Here is a 20,814-nt window from a genome sequence, read left to right on the forward strand (position 1 = left end):
CCCTCAGTAGGTTTCCAGCCCCCAAGAAGTTGACGTTGACGTCGATTTTGAAATAAATCGGTTGCATAGAGTCCCGAACAAGATCCGGCGCATTAAAAACTGACTGGACTCAGGTACACCTGAGGAATCCGATGCGGTAGGAGTAGCGTCCTGATGGCAGGCTGGCCCCTCCAGAAGCAAACCGAGAAAGCCACGTTGACTTATCCCATGCTTCTGAATCTAAAACACCGTGTGGATGTCAGAGCGTATCTCCTGCTCCCTATCGGATTCTACCCGTCTGGAATCACGTGATTCCATTTGGAGGACGTCCCATGACCTTGATTACCACTGTTCACAGTTACGCGGGTGGCGTTGCCAAGAGCGCCACAGCGCGTGACCTGAGTACTGCCTTGGCACTGTTGGGCTGGGCTGGCCCCAATGTTTGGACGACTTCGAGTAGAGACTCGGCTCAGGTACAGGGTACAGGATGTGAAGCCGAGTGAGCCAGCCAGGGAGTAGCAAACTCGTCCGGCGTTTGGTAACCGAGCGAAGAATGTGGCCTCTGGGCGTTGTCAAACGCTCGCCAGCCTTCGATCAGGACACGGGCATGCTATGCGGAGTAAAAAACCTCTTAGCTCAAGCATTCTTCTCGCAAGCGGGCATGAAAGCTCTCAGCAAAACCGTTCTGCCAGGGTTTGCCCGGTTCTATGAACCGGGTGCTGATCTCCTGCATGGCCAGCCAAATGCCCAAATCACGGGCAATGAACTCCAAACCATTGTCACTGCGCAGAAAAGTTGGGGCACCCCGCTCTTTGATCACCTCGTCTAGGACGGCTATCCAGTGCCGAGTAAATTCATCCGTGAGGGTGAGGAGTTTCAGGGTGGTGCCTCCAAGTGTTTGGTCGAAGATGAAGTCGTACGTCCAGACGTGATTGGGGTATTGCGCGCTCATGGGGATGGTGTTGCTGGTGCGGATGTTCCGGCTGGGGTTCTTCTTGATCGTCAGCTGCTCCTCCTGCCAGATTCGTCTCACTTTCTTCCGGTTGACCTTGTTGCCTTCTTTGACGAGCAGCGCGTGGATGAACCGAGAACCGCGTCGCGGATGTTGCCCCGCCAGTTCGCGAATTCGGTTACGGAGTTTATCGTCCTGGCGCGGCTTTGCTTGATAGTGCCACGATGATTTGGGTAAACCCACTAAGAAGCAAGCCCGAACGGGCTTGACCCGCTGCGCCACCAGTTCGTGCACCAGAGGGCGCTTCTCAGTGGTTGTCAGCGCTTTTTTGCCAAGACCTCCTTGACCGCCTCGATCAGGGGGCGCTGCTGGCCCACGATCCGCAACAGACGTGCATGTTCTTTCTCCAAGTGTCGCAACCGCTTGGCGTCATCCGGTGTCGTGTCGCCGTACTTCTTTTTCCACGTGTAGTTACGACGCCGGACTGCATCCGAAGTCCCGGCACAACGCCTCTATGGGCTGTTCGCTTTTTTTGGCATCTTGCAGCAATGTGATGATTTGGTCTTCCGTGAACTGCCGATTTTTCATAACGTCTCCTCGTGCCGGGGTCACGCAGAGGGGGCATTCTAGGGTCGGGAAAACCACTTCGGCCATTCACCTGGCTGCTTTGCTGGCTTATGCGGGTCGGCGCACCCTGCTGATTGACGGCGATGACTGGGGGTACGCCACCACTTGGGCTGGGGGGGACACCATGCCGTTTACCGTCGATGGCGTGGGGGGCTGATGGGCTGAGCCCGTTTCCCTTTCCCCTTGGTGCTGGAGAGGTTACCAAACTCGTGTGGCGCTAGCAGAACCGCCTTCTCTTGTTCCGAAGTGGAGGTGCTCCTTGCCTTGCCTTGACTTGGCCCACGACACACCGAACCTCTGCCAGACCTCAATCAAATGCCAGCGGCCACAGGGGCGGAGTCTGAGCAACGAGACGACTTCTTAAATGCGCCTTTCGCGGAGGGCGCCGTGGCCAACCTCCATGCCACGTTGGTGGAACATGGCCAAGGCGTCCCGATCACTCAGGCGCTGGGACAGTCCCTCGCCAGACTCGATCAGGCTCATCGGGAAACGGTAACGGTGGGGTTGGGCGCCCTTCACGGATGGTCAGTCCGCCTCTCCCCGGCGCGGTAGTGAACCGCCGCTGTTTCAAACCCAGCGGCATCCGGGCCGGTCACGATCACGCCGTACATCAGGGCGTCCGCGCCCGCCACCCGCAGCGCTACCAAGTCGGCAGGCCGGATGTGCTTCTGGGTCGGCACAATCAGCAGCGCCCCGGTCCGGCGGCGCAGATCGGCGTACCTGAGCAGATCGGCCACCGTCAGCGGCCCGCCGTAGTCGCTGTGCGGAATGACCGACGCTTCCAGCAATGCGCCGGGCGGCAGCAGTCCAGCCCAACTCGGGGGCGAGCGGTCGTCCAAGGCCACCAACACTTCGGGGCCAGCCTCAAACGCCCGCGCGGGGAGGGCGTGCGCGTACCCGCTGATAAAGTCCAGCCCGCACTCGGCAGCGAGGTCAAGTGCGGCATCTACCGTGCCGGGCTGGTCTCCCAGCACCGCCCCCAGCGGAACGTCCGGGGCCAAGTCGCGCAGGCGGGCAATGAGGTCAGGTTGATCGGCCAAGGTCGGCGCTACCTGCTGACTGGCACGGTGCGTCAGACCAAAGTGCAGCTTGAGAGCGTGGGCCCCGCCCCGCAGGGCGGCCTGCGCGTAAGCCAAGTCATTGACCGGCAAGCTGGCGATCAGGGCCAGTTCCTGCCGCGCTTTGGCGGCCAAGATCACCGCGCTGAGACGCTGAGACGAAACCGAACGGGTGGGCATTTCATCCTCCTGGGAGAGCGCGGCATTGACAGCAGAGGGAACCGCCTCTAATAATGATAATACGCATAATCAAAACTCGCCTGGAGGTAGATATGAAGCGATTGGGTCTGATCCTCAGTGTGTCCGCTCTGCTCGCCACTTCGTTTGCGGGAGCGCAGAAAGTTAATCTGCGCTTTTCCACCTGGGCAGGCGGCGACGGCCTGACCCTGCTGCAGCAGTTGGCGCAGGAGTACGCCGCGCAGAATGCAGGCGTTCAGGTCAGCGTGGAAGTCACGCCCTTTGCCGATTACGCCCGCAAAGTCGCGGTGCAGATCGCGTCTGGTGACAGTCCGGATGTGGGCTGGCTGGCCGAACAGAGCGTACCGACCTTCCTGGCCAGCCGCTCCCTGCTCGACCTCAGCAGCCTCACGGCCAACCGCGCGTTTAACGTGCCCGACTTTCCGGTGAGTGCCCTGAGCCTCTGGAAGCAGGGGAAGGGCGTGTACGGCGTGCCGTTTTCCAACTCGCCGCAGGTGCTGTTTTACAATAAAGACCTGTTCAAGACCGCTGCGGTGGTCACTCCCCTTCAGCAGTACAGCAAAGGAACGTGGGATTACGCCGCCTTCCGCGCTGCGGCCAAAGCCATCACCGACAAGACCGACGCCTTTGGCGCGCGGATCATGCGCCTCGACGTCAAGGCCTGGAACAGCGGCACCCTCGGCGTGCTGTGGTCGCACGGCGGCAACGCTTTTGACAGCAGCCTCAAGTGTGCGCTGAACTCGCCCGGCAGCGTGCGGGCGTTTCAGCTGATGCACGACATGACCTTCAAAGACCAGTCGCTCCCCCGCCCCGGCGATCAGACGACCTTTCAGGGCGGGCGGCTCGGCATGTACATCGACAACGTCAGCTTCAGCGCCCAACTCAAGGATGCGCCCTTCAAATGGGGCATTGCGCCGCTCCCCAAAGGCCCGGCGGGCCGCGTCACGCAGCTGGGCCAGGCCGGATACGTGGTCTTTGCTCGCTCGGCCTATCCCAAGGAAGCGCAGGCGTTCTTGCAGTATCTGGCCTCGCCCACGGTCATGGCCCGCACGGCCAAATTCTTCCCACCGCCCCGCAAGAGTGTGCTGACCAGCCGGGCCTACCTCACCAGCAATCCTGCTATTCCCGCCGCCGACCTCAAAACCGCGCTCGTAAACCAGCTTCCCAGTGCCCGTGTCTTCCGCACCGGAGACAATTTTCTGCGGGCCAACGACGTGATCGCGGGCGGGATCGAGCGGCTCTATCAGCCGGGAGCCAATGTCAGCGCCGTGCTGAATGACCTGTGCAAGCAGGTGGACGGGCTGTGACGTCGGGTGCGCGCCCGTCCCGGCCTGTGCTGGGTCGGCGGGCGCTGAACCGGCGCGGGCGCGAGGGCTGGGCCGGGTGGCTGCTGGTCGCGCCCTACGTCCTGGGCATGCTGATCTTCGTGATCGGGCCATTGGTGGCGGTGTTGGGCGTGTCGCTGACGCAGTGGTCGCTGCTAGACGCGCCGCGCTGGGTGGGCCTCGGCAACTACGCCCGCCTGGCCGCCGACCCCGCTTTTGGACGCAGCGCCGCCGTGACTGGGGTCTTTACGCTGGGTATTTTGGCGATCAACATCAGCGTGGCCCTGGCCCTGGCCTCGCTACTGAACGTGCGGCTGCGCGGCATCGGCCTGTTCCGCACGCTGATTTTTTCTCCGGTGGTCATGCCAGTGGTGGCCTGGGCCCTGGTCTGGAAGTTCTTGCTGCAACCGGAAGGCCCGGTGAACAGCGGTCTGGCCGGCCTGGGCTTCGGCGGAGCCAATCTGCTGTTTGACCCGGCCACGGCGCTGTGGGCCGTCATCTTGATTGAGGTGCTGAAAGCCGTGGGCCTCAATACGGTCATCTTTCTGAGTGCCTTGCAGGGCGTGCCTCCCGAGCTGCACGAGGCAGCCCGGCTCGACGGCGCGTCCCCCTGGCAGGCGTTCTGGCGCATCACGCTGCCGCTGATTTCCCCTACTTTCTTTCTGGTGTTCATCGTCACGCTGATCGGGGCCCTCAAGCTCTTCACGCCCGTGTATGTGCTGACGGGTGGTGGCCCCGCCGACGCCACGACCACCCTGATCCTGTACATGTTCAAGCAGGGCTTCCAGTTTTTTGAATTCGGGTATGCCAGCGCCGTCGCCACGGTGCTGTTCGTGGCGGTGCTGGGGCTAACCTTGGCCCAGTGGGCCCTACGCCAGCGGCTGGTGTTCTATGAAGACTGAGGGAGTGGGGACGGGACGGTGGGCGGCCCCCGAAGCGGCCCCTGTACGTCGTCCGGTGCGCTGGAGTGGGCTGCTGTACCTCGTGCTGGCCTTGGTCTCGTTGCCCTTTCTTCTGCCGCTGCTGTGGCTGTTCGTCTCGGCCTTCAAGTCCACCTCGGCCATTTTTGGCAGCCCCTTTGACCTGAAGGTGTCGGCCCTGACCCTCACCAATTTCGCGCAGGTGTTCGCGGACTACCCCTTTGCCCGGCAGTACTTCAACAGCCTCTATATCGCCGCGCTGGTGGTGCCGCTCACAGCGGCGATGGCGGCCACTGCCGGATACGCCTTTGCTCGGCTGCGCTTTCCAGGACGCGACCTGATTTTTATCCTGAGCCTGCTGGCGATGATGGTGCCCAGCGAACTCACCGCCGTGCCGCAGTTCGTGTTGTTCAGTCGCCTGGGCCTCACCAACAGCCACCTGCCGGTCATCGTGCTGCAGATTTTCAGCGCCACCGGGGCCTTCGCGGTGTTTTTAATGCGTCAGCATTTTATTACCCTGCCGCGTGAACTCGAAGACGCGGGCCGGGTCGACGGCCTGGGCACCCTCGGCGTGTTCTGGTTTATCCTGCTGCCACTGTCGCGTCCGGCGCTGGCGACGGCCGCTATCTTTGCCGTGCTGAACTCCTGGAACGACTACTTCAATCCGCTGATCTACCTGAGCCGCGAAGGGTTGCTGACCCTGCCCCTCGCTCTTCAGCGCTTTACCGACCCCCTCGGCGGCGTGTACTGGAATCTCACTCTCGCGGCGGGCGTCCTGGTGGCGCTGCCGGTGCTGCTGGCCTTTATGCTGGCGCAGCGGCAGTTCATCGAGAGCCTGGCGGCCAGCGGTACCAAAGGCTGATATGCAAGAACACTCTTACGACATCCTGATCGTGGGCGGCGGCACAGGCGGGGTCGCTGCCGCGCTCGCCGCCCTGCGCCTGGGCCGCCGCGTCCTGCTGACCGAAGAAACCGATTGGATCGGGGGCCAACTGACCTCTCAGGCCGTGCCGCCCGATGAGGGCGTCTGGATCGAAGACGTGGGCTGCACCGCCAGCTACCGGGCCTTCCGCAACGGCGTACGGGCCTATTACCGCGAGCACTATCCTCTGCGCCCTGAATCGCGGGCCGAAGTGCACCTCAATCCGGGGGCGGGGACGGTCAGCCGTCTGTGCCATGAACCACGGGTAGCGCTGGCCGTACTGGAGGGCCTGCTGGCCCCCTACCGCGCCAACCGTCAGCTGGACATCTGGCTGGATACCCGTCCGGTGGCCGTACAAGTGGACGGCGACCGCATAACGGCGGTAACGGTGGAGCACGGCCCGTCTGGTGAGCAGCAGGTGGTGACCGCCCAGTACGTGCTGGACGCCACCGAGCTCGGTGAAGTGCTGGAGCTGGGCGGCGTGGAGAGCATCATCGGTGCAGAAGGGCAAGACCAGACCGGCGAGCCGCACGCCCTGTCCACGGCCGATCCCCTGAACCAACAGGCCATCAGTTGGTGCTTTGCCATGGATCATTTGGACGGCGAAGACCACACCATCGACCGACCTGCGGGCTACGACTTTTGGCGCAGCTATCAGGCCGACTTCTGGCCTGGCAAACAGCTCAGCTGGACGCTGTGTCATCCGATCACGCACCGGGCGGTCTTCCGCGACCTGTTCGGCAACCCCGACGAGACGCCGCATGGCGGCGACCTGTGGCACTTCCGGCGCATTCTGGCCCGCCGCCATTACCCGGAGGGGCGCTACCGCAGCGACGTGACGCTGGTGAACTGGCCGCAGATCGACTACTGGCTGGGGCCCGTCCTAGGGGTCGACGCCGCCGAGCGCGAGCGGCACTTGGCCGGAGCGCGGGACCTGAGCCTGAGCCTGCTGTACTGGATGCAAACTGAAGCGCCCCGGCACGACGGCCCTGGCCACGGCTATCCCGGTCTGCGGCTGCGCGGCGACGTGACCGGCACCCGGCATGGGCTGGCCAAAGCCATCTATGTGCGGGAATCCCGGCGCATTCAGGCGGAATTCACGGTGCTCGAACAGATGGTGGGCGTCGAGGCCCGGGGGCCGCTGCAGGGCGCACAGACCTTTGCGGACTCGGTGGGCATCGGCCAGTACCGCATTGACCTGCACCCGTCTACCCGGGGACGCAATTACGTCGACATCGCGTCTTGGCCGTTTCAGATCCCTTTGGGAGCGCTGATCCCGGTGCGCATGGAGAATCTGCTGCCTGCCGCTAAAAACCTGGGCGTCACCCACATCACCAATGGGTGCTACCGCCTGCATCCGGTGGAGTGGAACATAGGTGAGGTCGCGGGGGCGTTGGCCGCGCACGCCCTGAACACCGGCAGCACGCCCCGGCAGGTGCGCGGCACCCCGTCATTGCTGGCCGACTTTCAAGCGCTGCTGGCAGATACGTTGGGGGTCGAGCTGCAGTGGCCCGAAGCCCAGCGGCTCACGCCCTCACCGGGCTTTTAGGGCCATGGGGCGCACACAGGCCTCCCTGGGCTGCCCCATTCTCTAGAATGGCCCCCGTGACTCCGGCCCGCCGTAAACGTCCCACCCAGCGCGAGGTCGCCGAGCGAGCGGGGGTCTCTCAAGCGGCCGTGTCGCAGGTCCTCAATGGGGGCGGCGGGCAGGTACGGATTCCCGACTCCACCCGGCAGCGCGTCTTGCAGGTCATGGCCGACCTCGGCTACGTGCCCAACGTGGCTGCCCGCCGCCTGGCCGGGGGACACAACCGCATCCTGGGCGTCTTTACCTATGAACCGGTCTTTCCGTCCAGCACCCGCGATTTTTTCACGCCCTTTTTGCAGGGCATCGAGGAAACGGCGGCCGAGCAGGACTACGACCTGCTGCTGCACACCCGGCCCGCCGTGTCTGGCGGCGCCCGTCCCCTCTACCGGGAGGGCACCAGCCGCCTGCGCCTGGCCGACGGCACCGTGATGCTGGGCCAGTTGGACGACGCGCGCCGAGACGACCTGCGCCGGCTGCTGGGCGAGGGGCATCCGGTGGTCTTTATCGGCCGCCGGAATGTGCCGGGCGCGGAGCTGAGCTACGTGACTGCGGATTACGCCGCGGCCACGGGGCAGGGGTTGGCCCGCTTGGTCGCCCAAGGCCACCGCCGTACGCTGTATCTGGGCGCGCCGGTAGGACATGAGTCGGCCCTTGACCGTGAGCAGGGCTACCGGGAGGGGCTGCACCGGTCGGGGTCATTCGGAGAGGTGGCGCGGCCTACCGAGGTCACCGGCACCTTCGTGGCGCAGCAGTTGGCCGCAGGCGTCACCGGCCTGCTGATGGAGAACGAACGGCTGGCCAAAGCCTGGATCGACGCTGCGGCGGCGCAGGGCCACCACTGGCCAGTGCAGTACAGCTTCGCGGTGTTGGGCGATCCGATCTATTCGGGCGAGTTGCCCGCAGAGTGGGCCCACTTCCGGATTCCCCGGCTGGCCATGGGCCGTGCGTCGGTGGGCCTGCTCACTGGTGGATTGGGTGGGCAGCCCCCCACATCCGTCAGCTTGCCCTGCGAGTGGGTGGACGGGCGGAGCATAGGGGCGCCTGAGTGAGTTTGGACGATCGTCGGCTGTGCTGTGTGTGGTGGCGCTCTGGGAGTGACCAAGTTCGCTTGAGCACAATGACCACGACTGTGCTGCGCCTTTCGTGTGCTCTTGCAGGGCCCTCGTAGAAGATGAGAAAGGGCACGTGTGCACTCGTCCCGTCAGACGAGTGCCGTGTCATCTGGACTCCGCTCGCATTTCAAACCCCAACTCTGAGCCTTGAACCGAAATCCGTGTCAGGGGCTGTCTGGAAAGTCCGCAATCAGGGAGAACCTACGTTTGACTGGGCGAAAACAGGGCGTCTGCAAATCCTACAGCGAGTGAAAGCGAGGAAGATAAAAGCTTCGGTGGTCTGGGGCAGCAGGGGCGCTGGGCCGGGGCGGCGCTCGGGGGCTGTGGGACTGCGGCATCGGCGCCGCCGGCATCAAAGCCGTCCTGATGGATTCGCGCTTCCATAGCGATCCCCAGGCGGCCAGCGGACTGGCCATCTTGGTCACTGGCCTGACCCTGCTGCTGCTGGCAGTCCGTGCGCCGCCCCCCAAGTCATGTTGTTCTTAGCCCCCAGAATCTGTTGGCCTGTACCGGCCCCACCATTACAACGGGAGTCTTGACCTCCTGCGTCTGCCGCCGTCGCCCACCCGCCCAGCGGCAGCTCACTGAGCCGGGCGACGTTCACCGTGACCGCCTGCCCCGTGACCGTCGCCTGCCCCTGCACAATCAGGGCGCGGGCATCCCGGAGCAGGACCCGGTGCGCTTCCCACAGGTCGGGACTGATGATGGCCTGAATACGGGCTCTGGCGTCTTCGAGGACGTAGAACGCGAACCCCTTGGCCGTGGGGGGGCGCTGCTTGGCGACAATGAGGCCCGCCGTCCAGACCTGTTGCCCGTGTTTGAGCGATCCCAACGGCACACAGCCCATGTCCCGTAATCGGGTGCGGTGGGCGTCAAGGGGATGGCGGCCACTGGCCGAGAGTCCGGTGGTGTGCAGATCAAGGAACAGCCGTTCATCTTCCGTCATCCCGGACAACTCCAGCGATGGGATGCCGAGGCCCAGCAGGGCACGGGTTCCCGGTGGGCGGGCATGGCCCAGCGTGCCGAGGGCGTAGGCCACGTCACGCCGGGTCTGACCGAGGCCATCAAACGCGCCCGCTTGGATCAGCGTTTCCAGGGTGTCCCGCTTGAGTTGCACGCGGTCGTAGAAGTCTCCGGGGGTCTGAAACTTGCCCCCCGTCAGGCGTTCCTGCACGATCTGACGGGCGGTCTCCAGACTCAGGCCATCGACAGCGGTCAGGGAGATTCGGACAGTCCGCAGTGATTCGGCCCGGTACGACACGCCGGAGCGATTCAGGCACACCGGAGCCAAGTTGACTCCCCAGCGCCGTGCTTCGGTGCTGATGGTACTGGCGGGCCACATGCCCGGCGCTTCGGTGAGGACTCCGGCCAAGAACGCGGCGGGATGGTGCTGGCGAATCCAAGCTGAAGCATACGAATGCTGAGCAAAGGCATGAGCGTGACTCTCTGCAAATCCGTAGCCCCGAAACGCTGCACAGGTGTCGAACAGGGCTTCGGCTTCCCAAGGAAAGGCCCCCGTAGTGAGGGCGGCCCCGTCAAGAAAGGCGGTCTTGAGTTGGGCGAGCTCTGCTGCATCCTCGGTTTTGCTGAGTCGGCTCCTGAACCGGTCTGCATGCGGCCACGAGAATCCGGCGTACTGCACGGCAATCCTCAGAATCTGCTCCTGAAACAACAGCGTGCCGTGCGTGGGCGCAAGGATCGTTTTCAGCGGCTCGGGGAGATCTGGCACCGCTTCTTCCCCCCTTGCCCGCCGCACATAGGGATGCACGGTACCGGATTGAATCGGCCCCGGCCTGACCAAGGCAATCTGGTGGGCGAGTTGGGTCATGTTTTTTGGTTGCAATTTGGCCGTCATCTGCACCTGTGCCGGGCTTTCGATCTGAAACAGGGCCATCGTGTCGCCGGAAGCGATCCGCTTCCAGACCTGTGCGTCGTCGGGCAAGTCGCCGTAGTCGATCCAGTCCCCGGTGAGACGCAGCACTTCTTCTCTGGCCCGTTCCAGTGCGGCCAACATGCGTAATCCCAGCAAATCCAGCTTGATCAGCCCCAGCCTTTCGACGTCGTCCTTGTCGAAGGTCAGCATGCGGATGCCGCCGGAACTGCGGGTCAGTGGGCTGAAGTACGTCAGAGGCTGGCTGCTCAGCACCACCCCACCCGAATGCGGAGCCAAGTGACGGACAAAGCGGGGTTCAATGCGGTCAAGCAGCTTCAACAGCGCTTCTTTGACCGGGGCATCGCCCAAGACTTCCGTGAACACCACTTCCGCGTCTCTGGCCCGGTGGGGGCGGTGGTGGCGGAAATCGCGGCCCAGTGCGCGGCTGAGTCTGTCCCGCACCTCTGGCGGCAACCCCAAGGCGCGGCCCAAGTCCTGCACGGCAGAGGGCAAGCGGTAGGTGATCCGGTTGGCGACCATCGCTTCCCCTGCCCCACCATTGCCCCAGCGTTCTTCCACCCAACTCAAGACCTGATCCCGCCGACTGCTGGCGATGTCGATGTCCACATCCGGCATGGAGGCCCGCCCAGTGTGCAGAAAGCGCTCAAAGAGCAGGTTGTGCTTGATCGGATCAGACAGAGTAATGCCCAGCAGATAACACAGGACTGATCCCGCTGCTGAACCCCGCCCCGCGGCTAAAATCCCGTGACTGCGGCAATAATCGGTGACTTCCGCTGCCGTGAGGAAGAATCCAGCCATCTGTAAGGTAGCGACAGTGTGCAGTTCAGCGGTCAGGCGTTCTCGCGCCTGTGAACGTGTTTCTGCCGGGTAACGGGAGAGGGCCGCACACGCCCGGTCTTCCAAAGCAGCTTGTGGCGTTTGTCCGGGTGGAAGTCGTGGTTCAGGCGAAGCCAGACGTTCGGGGAACACGTCAAAGGTACAAGTATCGGCCAATTTGCCAGCGTTCAACAACGAATCTGGAAACGGCAACGCCGCTGCCCACCTCTCCGGTGTGCCCACATGCCGGGCATCGTTGCGCGGCCGCTCGGCGTGGGGCGTATCCACATCGATGCCCAGCCGCGCACAGGTCAGGGCGTCCAGCAAGGGATAATCGGCGGTCTCGGCCATGCAGACTTCTGGGGCCGCAACGGTGGGTAGATTCAAATCCCGCGCCAAGCCCCGCAAGTAGTCCAAACGCCGCCGTTCATTGGGGGCGTGCTGATGGCCGAGTTGCAGGTACAGGTCAAAGGGAAAACTGGCCCGCAGCAGGCGGAGAAACTCTGCCGCCCTGGCGATCTCCTTGCGTTCGCCCAGTACCGTCGGAAAACCAGTTCTGCCCCCGGTGAGGCAGGCCAAGTGATCTTGGCCCCGTTCAGCAGCCGCTTGGAGAACCCTGAAGGGCAACCCATCTGGTGTATGGAGCTTGATCTCCGTCACGAGTTCGCACAGCAGCGCGTATCCAGTCCGCGATTTGGCAAGCAGCACCAACGGGAAGACTTCATGGGGCTGGGCGGACCTCGGCACACCGGGGAACAACACGGGTAAGGTCACGCCAATGACGGCTTTGATCCCCTGTTCCTTGGCCGCCTCGCACAGCTCCACCGCCCCGGCGACGCTGCACCAATCGGCCAAGCCCACTGCCCCAAAGCCCCGTTCCGCTACGAGTTCGACCAACTTGGCCGGACCGACCGTGCTGCGGCCCTCAGAAAAGTAGCTCTGGCAGGCGAGCAGAGCGGGGAGCGTGTTGGGTGTCAGTCCTGAAGCCTCGCCAGCCACCAGCGCCCCCCCGGAATGTCTTCGTGGTGCAGTTCGGCCACAAGAGTGCCTGCCTGAACGAGGTAGCAGTCGCGGGGCCGCTCATCCAGCCACCAGCGCCCCCCGAACCGCCACTGATCGAGAAGAACGCTCACCGTGTGGGCATGCCCTTGCCAGTACAGCAAGTGTGGGCGGCCCCCTTCGCAGATGGTCACGGTGATCTCCTGCTGCACGGCTTTCACGGGGCCATGCCCTCAAAGAAGGCCAGAACCTGCTGAACGGCCGTGTCCCGGCGTTGACTGCGAGACGCCACCGGAGCCTGTTTCGGCGTCATCTTCGTTGCTCTGAGCGCTCCGGTCTGCCAATCCACCCAGTGGTATTGCGCATCGGTGGAATAGGCCCACGGATCAAGCCACTGGACGCGGACGAGGGCTTCTGGGAAGCGGTCAAGTACTGTCTTGGTCACTTCGAGTTCAGCGATGCCTGCCCAGAGGCCCACCATCCGGGCAGGCTGCTGAAGGCCCGACAATTGGATGGTGACGGCGTCCACACCCAGTGGTAACGCAGCCGTGTCTTGCAAGGTCAGCAGGGCCATTCTCAGAAGCCCGGCGTCATCCAGCGGCCATTTCAGCGGGCGCGTGGCACTGAGTCTCCCGCCTAGGGTGTCAGAGTGCAGGGTGAGATACGCTGCAGTGCGGCCCCGCAATTCTGGCAGGAGGGACGGCAGCAGGTCTTGTAGGGCGGCTTCGGCTTCTCCCAGCTCCAACAAGGGAGCGTCCACACCCAGATGCGCCTCGATGATCTGTCCCGGCACATACTTCGCCACTGCCCCGCTGCGTTCGCCTTTCAAGAAGCGGTTGACCTTCTTGCCGACATCCACGCCCAAAAACGCTTCCCGCTGCGCCGCGCTCCACTTCATTAAATCCGCTAAGCCCCGCAGACCAAGGAACTTGAGCTTCTGAGTGTGTGCGTCAGGCACGCCCAAGACATGCAAATGCTCGGTGGGCGTGAGGCTCAGGAAGAATTTTTCTTGCCCCCCTGTCACGTCCCGCACTTCTCCCGACTTGGCCCGCAGTGCGGCGAGGTGTGCGACTTCTGGACTGTCTGCCCACCCAACCGGGACATGCAAGGCGGCTGCGAGATCACGCGCCGCCTTCAGACTGACTTTCAGGAAGGCAATGCCAGCTTGCCGTCCCTCCACCCGGTCGCTGTAGCGGGCGTAGAGGGCTTCCAACAGTTCCGCCCAGGCCGCACTCGCCGCAGAGCCAGAGACGACTTCGGCATGAAGATCAGGACACCGACTCAACGCCGCCATCTCCCGCATGCCAGGCTGTACCCCCTGAAGCTGAGCCTCTGGACAGGCAAACAGCACTCTCCTGGTTTCGCCTAAGACCGCCACTGGACTCCTCGGATGGTGTCGGCTCAGCAGGGTCAGGGGCCACGGCGCAAGGAGGACACAAGCGACGTGGGCGGCCACGCTCAGTCCCTCGCCCAACTCACGCGGGGCACGCCCACGCCCACCCGGCCCACCATGCGGCCCTGCACCTGCACCTGATCGGTGGGAAAAGTCATGCGCGGCATCAACGGGTTTTCGCTCAGCAGCGTCACTTCGTTGCCGAACCAGTAGATGCGCTTGAGGGTGGCCGAATTCTCACCGGGCAACAGCACGACGGCGACCTCGCCGTCGTGCACCTGGGACGCGGGCCGGATCACCACATAGTCACCGTCCAAGACGCCAATGCCCGTCATGCTCTCGCCCTTGACATGCAGCAGGAAGTCGCCGGGCCTCAGGCCCAGCAGGGTTTCCAAGTTGGGCGTGAAGTCGTCGGGAGACTGCTCGGCGAGGATCGGTGCCCCCGCCGCGATCTGGCCGTAGATGGCCAGGCCTTCGCCGACCGCGAGGCGGGCCCGGTCAGTGGGAATCAGGGGGCCGTAACGCAGTTCGGCGGGTTCGAGGTAGCCGAGGCTGCGCAGAATGACCACTTGCTGGCTCACGGCCTGTTTGCTGTGTCCAATGGCCTCGGCCACGCTGCTGACAGTGGCGACAGGGCCCAGGCGCAAGACGCTGCTGAGGATGGCGGTGCGGGTTCGGGTCAGGTCAGGGGGCATCAGGTACCTCAGGGGCTTGCGTCGAGTCAAGCCGATAGACTCAGATTGCACTTTTCTCTTGACTCGTGTCAAGATAGTTAGGAGGTGAACAATGTCTGGAGAATCTGTTGCCAGCGAAATAACCGAGGAGCGCACCGTCCACTTCGCCCGCCGCATCGAGGTGCGGTTGGCTTTCCCCACACGGGTGAGGTACGAGCAAGGCAAAGCCGTCAAAGAACCCGGCCCAGATCCAGAGCGGGTCATTGCCCTGATTCAGGACCCGGTGACCGCCAGCCTGCGAGTCCAGTACGGCGACGACACAGCGGTAGAGTTGATGGAAGGCAAAGCGGCGGATGTGCGCCTGACGGGCGTGTTTCCCGAAAAGACCGACGCCGTCAAGCAAGCGGTGTATGCCGCGCTGGATCTGGCCTTTGAAGGCTTAGGCGAGATCGGAGACGGCGGCTAAGCCACCACCGCCACCCCCTCGCGGACTGTTCTGGGCACATCTCCTGCTGAGGTCTGTGCCATGATCGCCGCACATGACACGGTTCTCTCTGGTTGGTTTGGCTTTGTTGCTGACGGTGACCTTGGCAGACGGTGCAGTTGCCTCCAGGGTGAGCGTGAGCGGCTATTAGCGCAGCAATGGCACCTCCGTGCAGTCCCACACCCGGTCTTCGCCCACAGGGGGGAGTGGAAGGCCTTCCAGCGCCAGCTCAGTGCCGACCCGCCCAGTTTTGGCGTCCATCATGTCGAGCACGGCGGCGGTCACCGTCAGCAACGTCAATCTTCGGCAAAGCAGCTCGGCGGCGACCCGCATCATCACCATTCCCAGGGGCGCTGTCCTGAGCGTCCAATTCTGTTCGGCAGGGCGGTGCAAAGTGGACTACGGGCGGTTTTACGGCTCCGTGGCCCAAAGTGATGTGCAGCGGGTCACGGGCGGCTTGCCTGCCCAGAGCGCCGCGGCCACGACCCAGGAGTCTCCCAACTGCGCGGCTCCCCTACGGATCGGTCAACCCGGCTACCGCAGCGCTTTGGACGGTGACGGCCGGGCCTGCGAGTAAGTCCAATTATCTTTGGCGATCTGTCTTCCACAGCAGCTCAACGTGTGTTTATAGCGTGGTGTTTAGGTGTTCACTCGCCAAGAAGACCCGGAGGTTGAACCGGTAAACCTTCGGGGCTTTAATTTGGCCTACCCTCGAGCTTCGCCGAGTTTCGTCCTTGCCGCTGGGCCCGCCGCCTGTCACACTTTCAGCACGCCGAGGCAGGAGCCGAGTGCCCTGTGAGCCGAGGTGGTACCCTGCCCCCCAAGATTGGGGGGTTTTGATTGGCGAACCCCGTCCGAACGGGGCTGTGGGCGACCTGCCCGCACCTGCGCCCGTGCCTCCCCCCGGCGTGTCAGGCTGGAGGCATGCGCCCCTTGATTGTCGTGATGACCCTCGGCCTCGGCACGCTCACCACCGTAGACGCGGCCACCGCAGTGACGACGAGCAACGCCAACTTGCGCCGCATTCCTCAAGCCACGGCCGCCATCGTGACGGTCATCCCGCGCAACACCGCCTTGACCCTCGCCTGCAACGGCGACTGGTGCCGCACCACCTACAAGGGGCAGGGCGGGGACGTGTCTCGCGCGCTGACCAAGACCGTAACGCAGAGTGCGCCGCTGGCGACGCCCCACACACGGGCCACGCCTGCGGCTCCGGGCAACGCGTTCTATCCCAACTGCACCGCGGTGCGGGCAGCAGGGGCCGGCCCCATCCGGCGCGGCCAACCGGGCTATTCCTCGCGCTTGGACCGCGACGGCGACGGCCTCGGCTGCGAGTGAGGGGGGCATGGTGCTGAGTTCCGGGTGCAGCCTGGACTCACGCTAGAGAGCACCTTTCCCCAACAGTTGCTCGCCCTTCGGCGTGACTTCATAGGCGTCGCTGAGGCCCGATTTGTCCCGTGCGCCGCGCGGCTTGAGGTAGCCCTCCCCTACCAGTTTGCGCATCATCAGCTCTTCAAACCGGCTCCTGGGCCGGTAATAGGGAGCCAAGGCCGCGAAAATCTCTGGCTGGCCGATGACGACGGGCGGCTCCCGGTCGGTCTGACCGCCCACCATGGCCCGCAAGATCACGGGCAGCAGTTCGCTGAGACGGTCTGTCTCCGCTGACGGTGTGGGAGGCGCAGAGCTGGGCCGGGCCGTCACCACACGGGGGGAGTCGGAGTCTGAATCGGCGGCGTCACGGCGCAGCGGCTGGAGATGAGCCGGCAGGCGCTGCTTGTGCATGCGGAAGGAACCCATGCTTCAGCGTACTGGCTGCACGCTGAGGTGGGATGACGGCCCCCTGCCGGAATATTTAAGCGTTGAGGGGTTCCGCTCCCGGTTGCCCCCGGAAGGCCCATGCTGCTCCAGGTCAACGGGACGGACTGGACAGAGCTCATCCGGAGGAGGTCACCTTCGCAGAAGGCGAACACTGTCAATGGCCCTGCAAGGGTCGTTTGCAGGCCACCGCCCAAGTCGCCTGCGTTAGAGAAGGTCGCCTTCCAGGGCTTCTCCTGGCGAGGGCCGCAACTTCCGGCATCGGTTATCAGAACGAGATGAGCCAGACGATGCATCGCGAACGTGTTCCCTTTCGCACGCCTGAACCGCCCCCTCTGGTCTGGGCTATGCCTGGCGCGAACGTTCGCTCAGCGTAAAGGTGGAGCCGAGCAGGGCAAAGCTGGCCACAGCCAAGAGTGCCCGCGTACCCAGAGGCGTGGGCCAACCGACGCAGTCGCCCAGCGAGGCAAGCACCGCTCAAGATGACGCCAAGACACGCAGGCGAAGACAAAGCGGGTGGCGGCAGGTGAGGCTTTCCCCTGGTGCTCCTGCGTCCAGAGATCCCGCAGGATCTGCACCACATCGGCGGGCAAAAGCAGCTTGTGGTGACTGGCCTCGGTTTTGGGGGAACCGATCACGTAATTGCCCGTCTCGTCCATCACCAGGTTGTGCCGGATCGTGAGCTCTGCCCCAGCCAAGTGAACGTCTCCCCATTGCAGCGCCAGCAGTTCCCCCAGGCGCATGCCTGTCGAAATGGCCAAGTTGAACAAGGGGGAGAGCCGGTGTCCCTTCACGGCCTCCAGGAAGGCCCGGGTTTGTTCGGGTGTCCAGCAGCCCATCTCGCGGCGCACCCCCTTGGGTTTGCGCACTTCCTGAGCTGGATTTTTAGGAAGCAGATCCCAGCGCATGGCTTGGCGCAGGGCCATGCGCAAGACCCCGAGGCTGCGTCCAGCCGTATCGCTGCCCCGCTCGGTGTGCAGCTAGGTGATGAACTCCTCGATGGCGAGCACCCGCAGTTCCGTGAGGGGTTGAACGCCGAGCACTTCTTGCACCGGCTGCAGGGCGATGACGTACTTGCGGGAGGTGCCGGGGCGCAGCTCGGATTTCTTGAAGGCCAGCCAGCGAACGAGAAAGGCGTGCAGCGAGTCTGGCTGGGCTGGTTCAGGCAGCGTTTTCACCGGGGCATGGCGGGGCCTGCGCACCGATCCTTTGGGTAGGGTGCGGATCAGGGCCGCGAGGGCTTGCTCCGCTTCAGCCCGAGTCGGTCGGCTGACCGATTTGCGGCGTTGGCGGCCTGTTTCGGGGTCTTGGCCAGACCGCGCCAACTCACGGTGCGGCCCTTGAGGATGACGGGATGGACAGTGCCTTCGTTGGCTCGGCGGCGAATGGTCATGCGCCATCAGTTACCACATTCAGGAGCGGGGCAGGTTGCGGGCCTGCGCGACCCGGTCAGCCAGGGAAATGGTCTCGGCGGCCAGCCGTTCGGGCGACAAGACCTGTCCGAAGCGGGCCTGCATGTCGCGGCGGAGGACAGGAGACAGCAACGCCCCCGCCTCGTAATGGCGGTAGGTCACGCTCAACAGCCTCCGGGCTTGCTCCAACCGCCCCCCGTCGGGCACCCGGTGGCGCTTGACGTGCGCGTTGTGGGCGGGATCGCTGGGCAGCAGGTTCCACAATTCGTTGATGGGCTGGGCCGAGACCGGAATGAGGTGGTCGAGCGCAAAGTGGTCGGGGTGAAGCAGCTGTGCTGTCCAGGGACACTGAAACGCCCGGCCCCCCAGCATCAGCAGTTTGACCTGATGGCGTTCCCAGGTCAGCGGCACCCGGCCTGCCGGGGACGCGGTCAGCAACGTAAACAGGTCGCCGCGAGTGACCGGCGTGTCTTGGGGCAGGCGATCGGCGAACAGGCACCACTCGTGCAGGCACAGGGCTTCGACCCACAGGGAACTTTCCTGCAAGGCCTGCCACAGATTGGCGGGAACAGTAAACGCGGTGTCCGTGGGGAGGATGCCGGGGAGGGGAACGCCATGTTGTTGACCCGCTGGCCCTGGAACAGAAAACAGAGCGTGCGGCCCCCTTCCTCCGGCATAGCGCACCGGTTGCTTGACCGCCTGAGCGATCACTTTCAACACCTGTTCCGTTTGCCGCTCCACCTCTGGGGGCAGACGCCTTCTCCCCACCCGGTAATCGGCCAGCAGGAGGGCTCCAGCGGCAGGATCGTCGTCCGTGCCGGGCAATCCTTCCCAAGCGGCCCGCAACGCTGAGAGGGCAGGCCGGAAACTCAGGTCCTGGGTGAGGCCACTAACCCGCAGGCTGCGCGCCCCCTGCAGAATCTGCATCTTCCCCACAAACGGCCAATAGTAGACCAGCCAGCGCTCGGCCACGTGGCGCAGCGGCACCACGACGTCTCCTGCGGGCAGCAGCGGATAATCCAGCACGAGGTCGTTCAGGGCCCGGATGAGGGCAAACTTGTAGGTGTTGGTTTTGGCCTCGCGGCGCAGCAGGTCGGCGAGCATGTCCCGGGCAGTCATGGGGAGAAGGAGCTTGATGCCTACTCGCAGGCGCGCCCGTCGCCGTCGCCGTCCAGCCCAGATCGGTACCCCGGTTGGCCGCGCAGGAGCGGCGTGACGCCCGCGGCCCTGGCAGCGGCGCAGTTGGGGTAGAAGACGCCCGGTGCGAGAGCAGGGCTGGCTGGGGCAGGAGAAACGGGTCGGGGGGAGGCAGGCACCGCAGAAGGCCCCGCGGGAGGCCGCCTGCTGGAGCCTTTCTCAGTGCTGATCGCAAAGGCACCTCCCGGCTGAACCGTCACGGTCACCGTGCCGCTCTGATCGGTGCGGTAGGTGGTGGCCCGCACCGATCTGTACAGGCTCAACGCCGTTTCTGTCGGATGTCCGTAGGTGTTCGGCCCCACGCCGATGACCACGTTTTTCGGGCGCACCGCCGCCAGCCACGCCGCGTTGTCCCCATTGGCCGCGCCGTGGTGGATGCTCTTGTACACGTCGATGGGGCCAAAGAAAGAGGCCGGATACGTCTTGAGCCAGCCGGCCGTTTCTGCTGTTTCACTGTCGCCCGTCATGAGGGCTTTGAAAGTGCCGTACTGCACCAGCAGGCCGGCGCTGTTGAGGTTCTGCTCTGTTTTCGGCATCCCGGCTGGGGGCGGCAGCACCGTGATTTTGACGCTGCCGAGGTTGATGACCCGTGGACTGGCCAGCAGCCCGGTGGTGCCCGCCGCCTGGACGCTGCCCACCAATTTGGCCCAAGTCTGGGTGGTGGCCGGGATGCCGTTGTTGAGGAACAGCTTGGGCTTGAAGAGCTGCACTGCCGGGATCAGCCCGGTGATGTGATCGGCATCGGCGTGGCTGGCGGCCACCAGATCCAGGCTCTTCACCCGGTACTGGGTCAGCAACTCGCGCATGCGGGGTTCACTGCGGCCTCCATCGTAGAGCACACTTTTGCCTTCAGGCGAGGTGATCAGCACGGCGTCGCCCTGACCCACGTCCAGGAAGCGGATGGTCAAGACCCCGGGGACTGCCGCTTGTGCTCCAGCCAAGCCCACACAGAGCAAGGCGCTGAAGAGCCACTTCATAGCTTCACGTCGCCTTTGACGGGCTGATTCAGGGCGTTCAGGTCATGCTGGGCTTGCTGCTGACGCTGGGCTGTGGCTGCGTCGTCCCCTTCAATGTGCAGAGTTCCGCCCTCAACGGTCAATTGCAGCACGTCCCCTTGCTTGACCCCCTTGGGCAACGAGGCGCGCCCCAGATCCACGGTGGTGCCGTCCGGGAGTTCCACGCGGGCGACACTGCCTTCCAGGGCATCAACAGTCACCACATCCGTGAGAGGGGAATCGTGGTCAGGCATGGTTCACCCTAGCGCGGCCCTGGAAGGTCGTGACCACACCGGCCCAGGAGAGGGCTTTGACGAACCCCTCCCGTGGTAAGGCCCGCACCACGTCGCTGTACCCGGCTCCGGTGCCCTCCGCGTTGGTGCCTTGACGGCTGTGCACGTCCAGAATGTTCCAGGTGTTCGGGGCGGAGCACACCTAAGCCAGCAGGAAGCTC

At 64.2% G+C, this 20,814-nt stretch carries 23 protein-coding genes and 1 pseudogene; 10 read left to right on the plus strand and 14 right to left on the minus strand.

The features are described from left to right. Nucleotides 1-311 precede the first annotated feature (311 nt). Nucleotides 312-482: a hypothetical protein gene (locus tag E7T06_RS21190; RefSeq protein WP_168733428.1), complete on the plus strand. Its 171-nt coding sequence runs from the start codon at nucleotides 312-314 to the stop codon at nucleotides 480-482. Here E7T06_RS21190 and E7T06_RS07865 read toward each other — a convergent pair. Beyond that, a pseudogene (locus tag E7T06_RS07865) lies at nucleotides 449-1,225 on the minus strand (IS3 family transposase). The gene E7T06_RS21190 and the pseudogene E7T06_RS07865 sit on opposite strands and share 34 nt — an antisense overlap. 259 nt (nucleotides 1,226-1,484) lie before the next feature. On the opposite strand from E7T06_RS07865, the gene E7T06_RS07870 reads away from it, so the two are divergent. Beyond that, nucleotides 1,485-1,715: a ParA family protein gene (locus E7T06_RS07870; RefSeq protein ID WP_136365277.1), complete on the plus strand. Its 231-nt coding sequence runs from the start codon at nucleotides 1,485-1,487 to the stop codon at nucleotides 1,713-1,715. 358 nt (nucleotides 1,716-2,073) lie between these two features. Here the strand turns inward: E7T06_RS07870 and E7T06_RS07875 are convergent, their stop codons facing one another. Next, entirely contained in the window at nucleotides 2,074-2,796 is a 723-nt protein-coding gene (locus tag E7T06_RS07875) for a hypothetical protein (RefSeq protein ID WP_136365278.1), read from the minus strand. A 92-nt stretch (nucleotides 2,797-2,888) separates the two neighbouring features. Between E7T06_RS07875 and E7T06_RS07880 the strand changes: the two genes are divergently transcribed. The 5 genes from E7T06_RS07880 to E7T06_RS07900 are packed head-to-tail and all read left to right on the plus strand — an operon-like array spanning nucleotide 2,889 to nucleotide 8,618. Then, complete coding sequence (locus E7T06_RS07880; RefSeq protein WP_136365279.1) at nucleotides 2,889-4,121, plus strand: sugar ABC transporter substrate-binding protein; 1,233 nt, start codon at nucleotides 2,889-2,891, stop codon at nucleotides 4,119-4,121. After that, the gene (locus E7T06_RS07885) at nucleotides 4,118-5,041 is read left to right on the plus strand and encodes a sugar ABC transporter permease (protein ID WP_240740907.1); all 924 of its coding nucleotides are present in this window, start codon (nucleotides 4,118-4,120) and stop codon (nucleotides 5,039-5,041) included. Before E7T06_RS07880 ends, E7T06_RS07885 begins: the two co-directional genes overlap by 4 nt. Beyond that, nucleotides 5,031-5,921, plus strand: coding sequence for a carbohydrate ABC transporter permease (locus tag E7T06_RS07890; protein ID WP_136365280.1), 891 nt, complete (start codon nucleotides 5,031-5,033; stop codon nucleotides 5,919-5,921). The genes E7T06_RS07885 and E7T06_RS07890 overlap by 11 nt, the downstream gene beginning before the upstream one ends. Nucleotide 5,922: 1 nt before the next feature. After that, nucleotides 5,923-7,530, plus strand: a complete 1,608-nt coding sequence (locus E7T06_RS07895; RefSeq protein ID WP_136365281.1) for an FAD-dependent oxidoreductase — start codon at nucleotides 5,923-5,925, stop codon at nucleotides 7,528-7,530. 56 nt (nucleotides 7,531-7,586) lie between these two features. Beyond that, entirely contained in the window at nucleotides 7,587-8,618 is a 1,032-nt protein-coding gene (locus tag E7T06_RS07900; protein ID WP_168733430.1) for a LacI family DNA-binding transcriptional regulator, read from the plus strand. 484 nt (nucleotides 8,619-9,102) lie between these two features. Here the strand turns inward: E7T06_RS07900 and E7T06_RS07905 are convergent, their stop codons facing one another. From E7T06_RS07905 to E7T06_RS07920, 4 genes are read right to left on the minus strand one after another with little or no spacing between them, the layout of a single operon-like run. Then, the gene (locus tag E7T06_RS07905) at nucleotides 9,103-12,390 is read right to left on the minus strand and encodes a DNA polymerase III subunit alpha (RefSeq protein ID WP_136365283.1); all 3,288 of its coding nucleotides are present in this window, start codon (nucleotides 12,388-12,390) and stop codon (nucleotides 9,103-9,105) included. Beyond that, nucleotides 12,366-12,584 (minus strand): hypothetical protein, encoded by a 219-nt coding sequence (locus tag E7T06_RS07910; protein WP_240740908.1) that lies wholly within the window; start codon nucleotides 12,582-12,584, stop codon nucleotides 12,366-12,368. The genes E7T06_RS07905 and E7T06_RS07910 overlap by 25 nt, the downstream gene beginning before the upstream one ends. Nucleotides 12,585-12,607: 23 nt before the next feature. After that, nucleotides 12,608-13,846, minus strand: coding sequence for a Y-family DNA polymerase (locus E7T06_RS07915; RefSeq protein ID WP_276605562.1), 1,239 nt, complete (start codon nucleotides 13,844-13,846; stop codon nucleotides 12,608-12,610). A 2-nt stretch (nucleotides 13,847-13,848) separates the two neighbouring features. After that, the gene (locus E7T06_RS07920) at nucleotides 13,849-14,478 is read right to left on the minus strand and encodes a LexA family transcriptional regulator (protein ID WP_136365285.1); all 630 of its coding nucleotides are present in this window, start codon (nucleotides 14,476-14,478) and stop codon (nucleotides 13,849-13,851) included. 91 nt (nucleotides 14,479-14,569) lie between these two features. On the opposite strand from E7T06_RS07920, the gene E7T06_RS07925 reads away from it, so the two are divergent. Then, complete coding sequence (locus E7T06_RS07925; RefSeq protein ID WP_136365286.1) at nucleotides 14,570-14,923, plus strand: hypothetical protein; 354 nt, start codon at nucleotides 14,570-14,572, stop codon at nucleotides 14,921-14,923. 165 nt (nucleotides 14,924-15,088) lie between these two features. On the opposite strand, the gene E7T06_RS22065 is transcribed toward E7T06_RS07925, so the two are convergent. After that, nucleotides 15,089-15,214 carry a hypothetical protein gene (locus E7T06_RS22065; protein WP_276605563.1) on the minus strand — a complete coding sequence of 42 codons (126 nt, stop codon included), beginning with the start codon at nucleotides 15,212-15,214 and terminating at the stop codon, nucleotides 15,089-15,091. Between E7T06_RS22065 and E7T06_RS21470 the strand changes: the two genes are divergently transcribed. Continuing rightward, on the plus strand, nucleotides 15,204-15,518 hold the full coding sequence (locus E7T06_RS21470) for an excalibur calcium-binding domain-containing protein (protein ID WP_205750854.1): 315 nt from the start codon (nucleotides 15,204-15,206) through the stop codon (nucleotides 15,516-15,518). The two genes, E7T06_RS22065 and E7T06_RS21470, sit on opposite strands and share 11 nt — an antisense overlap. Nucleotides 15,519-15,865: 347 nt before the next feature. Continuing rightward, nucleotides 15,866-16,279, plus strand: coding sequence for an excalibur calcium-binding domain-containing protein (locus E7T06_RS07935; RefSeq protein WP_136365287.1), 414 nt, complete (start codon nucleotides 15,866-15,868; stop codon nucleotides 16,277-16,279). 42 nt (nucleotides 16,280-16,321) lie between these two features. On the opposite strand, the gene E7T06_RS07940 is transcribed toward E7T06_RS07935, so the two are convergent. The 7 genes from E7T06_RS07940 to E7T06_RS21195 form a co-directional block, all read right to left on the minus strand. Continuing rightward, nucleotides 16,322-16,738, minus strand: coding sequence for a hypothetical protein (locus tag E7T06_RS07940; RefSeq protein ID WP_136365288.1), 417 nt, complete (start codon nucleotides 16,736-16,738; stop codon nucleotides 16,322-16,324). Nucleotides 16,739-17,124: 386 nt separating this feature from the next. After that, nucleotides 17,125-17,682 carry a site-specific integrase gene (locus tag E7T06_RS07945; RefSeq protein ID WP_136365289.1) on the minus strand — a complete coding sequence of 186 codons (558 nt, stop codon included), beginning with the start codon at nucleotides 17,680-17,682 and terminating at the stop codon, nucleotides 17,125-17,127. Nucleotides 17,683-17,736: 54 nt separating this feature from the next. Next, a complete protein-coding gene (locus tag E7T06_RS07950; RefSeq protein WP_136365290.1) occupies nucleotides 17,737-18,156 on the minus strand; it encodes a hypothetical protein in 420 nt (139 codons plus the stop codon). Nucleotides 18,157-18,168: 12 nt separating this feature from the next. Continuing rightward, nucleotides 18,169-19,287 (minus strand): hypothetical protein, encoded by a 1,119-nt coding sequence (locus E7T06_RS07955; protein WP_136365291.1) that lies wholly within the window; start codon nucleotides 19,285-19,287, stop codon nucleotides 18,169-18,171. A gap of 20 nt (nucleotides 19,288-19,307) precedes the next feature. After that, nucleotides 19,308-20,273: an excalibur calcium-binding domain-containing protein gene (locus E7T06_RS07960; RefSeq protein ID WP_240740910.1), complete on the minus strand. Its 966-nt coding sequence runs from the start codon at nucleotides 20,271-20,273 to the stop codon at nucleotides 19,308-19,310. Nucleotides 20,274-20,338: 65 nt separating this feature from the next. Next, nucleotides 20,339-20,614, minus strand: coding sequence for a DUF3006 domain-containing protein (locus E7T06_RS07965; protein ID WP_136365293.1), 276 nt, complete (start codon nucleotides 20,612-20,614; stop codon nucleotides 20,339-20,341). Further along, nucleotides 20,607-20,759, minus strand: a complete 153-nt coding sequence (locus E7T06_RS21195; RefSeq protein WP_168733431.1) for a hypothetical protein — start codon at nucleotides 20,757-20,759, stop codon at nucleotides 20,607-20,609. Before E7T06_RS21195 ends, E7T06_RS07965 begins: the two co-directional genes overlap by 8 nt. Nucleotides 20,760-20,814: the final 55 nt, after the last annotated feature.

Origin of the sequence: Deinococcus sp. Arct2-2, from assembly GCF_004801315.1 — a bacterium.
In the GTDB taxonomy this organism is placed as follows: Bacteria; Deinococcota; Deinococci; order Deinococcales; family Deinococcaceae; genus Deinococcus.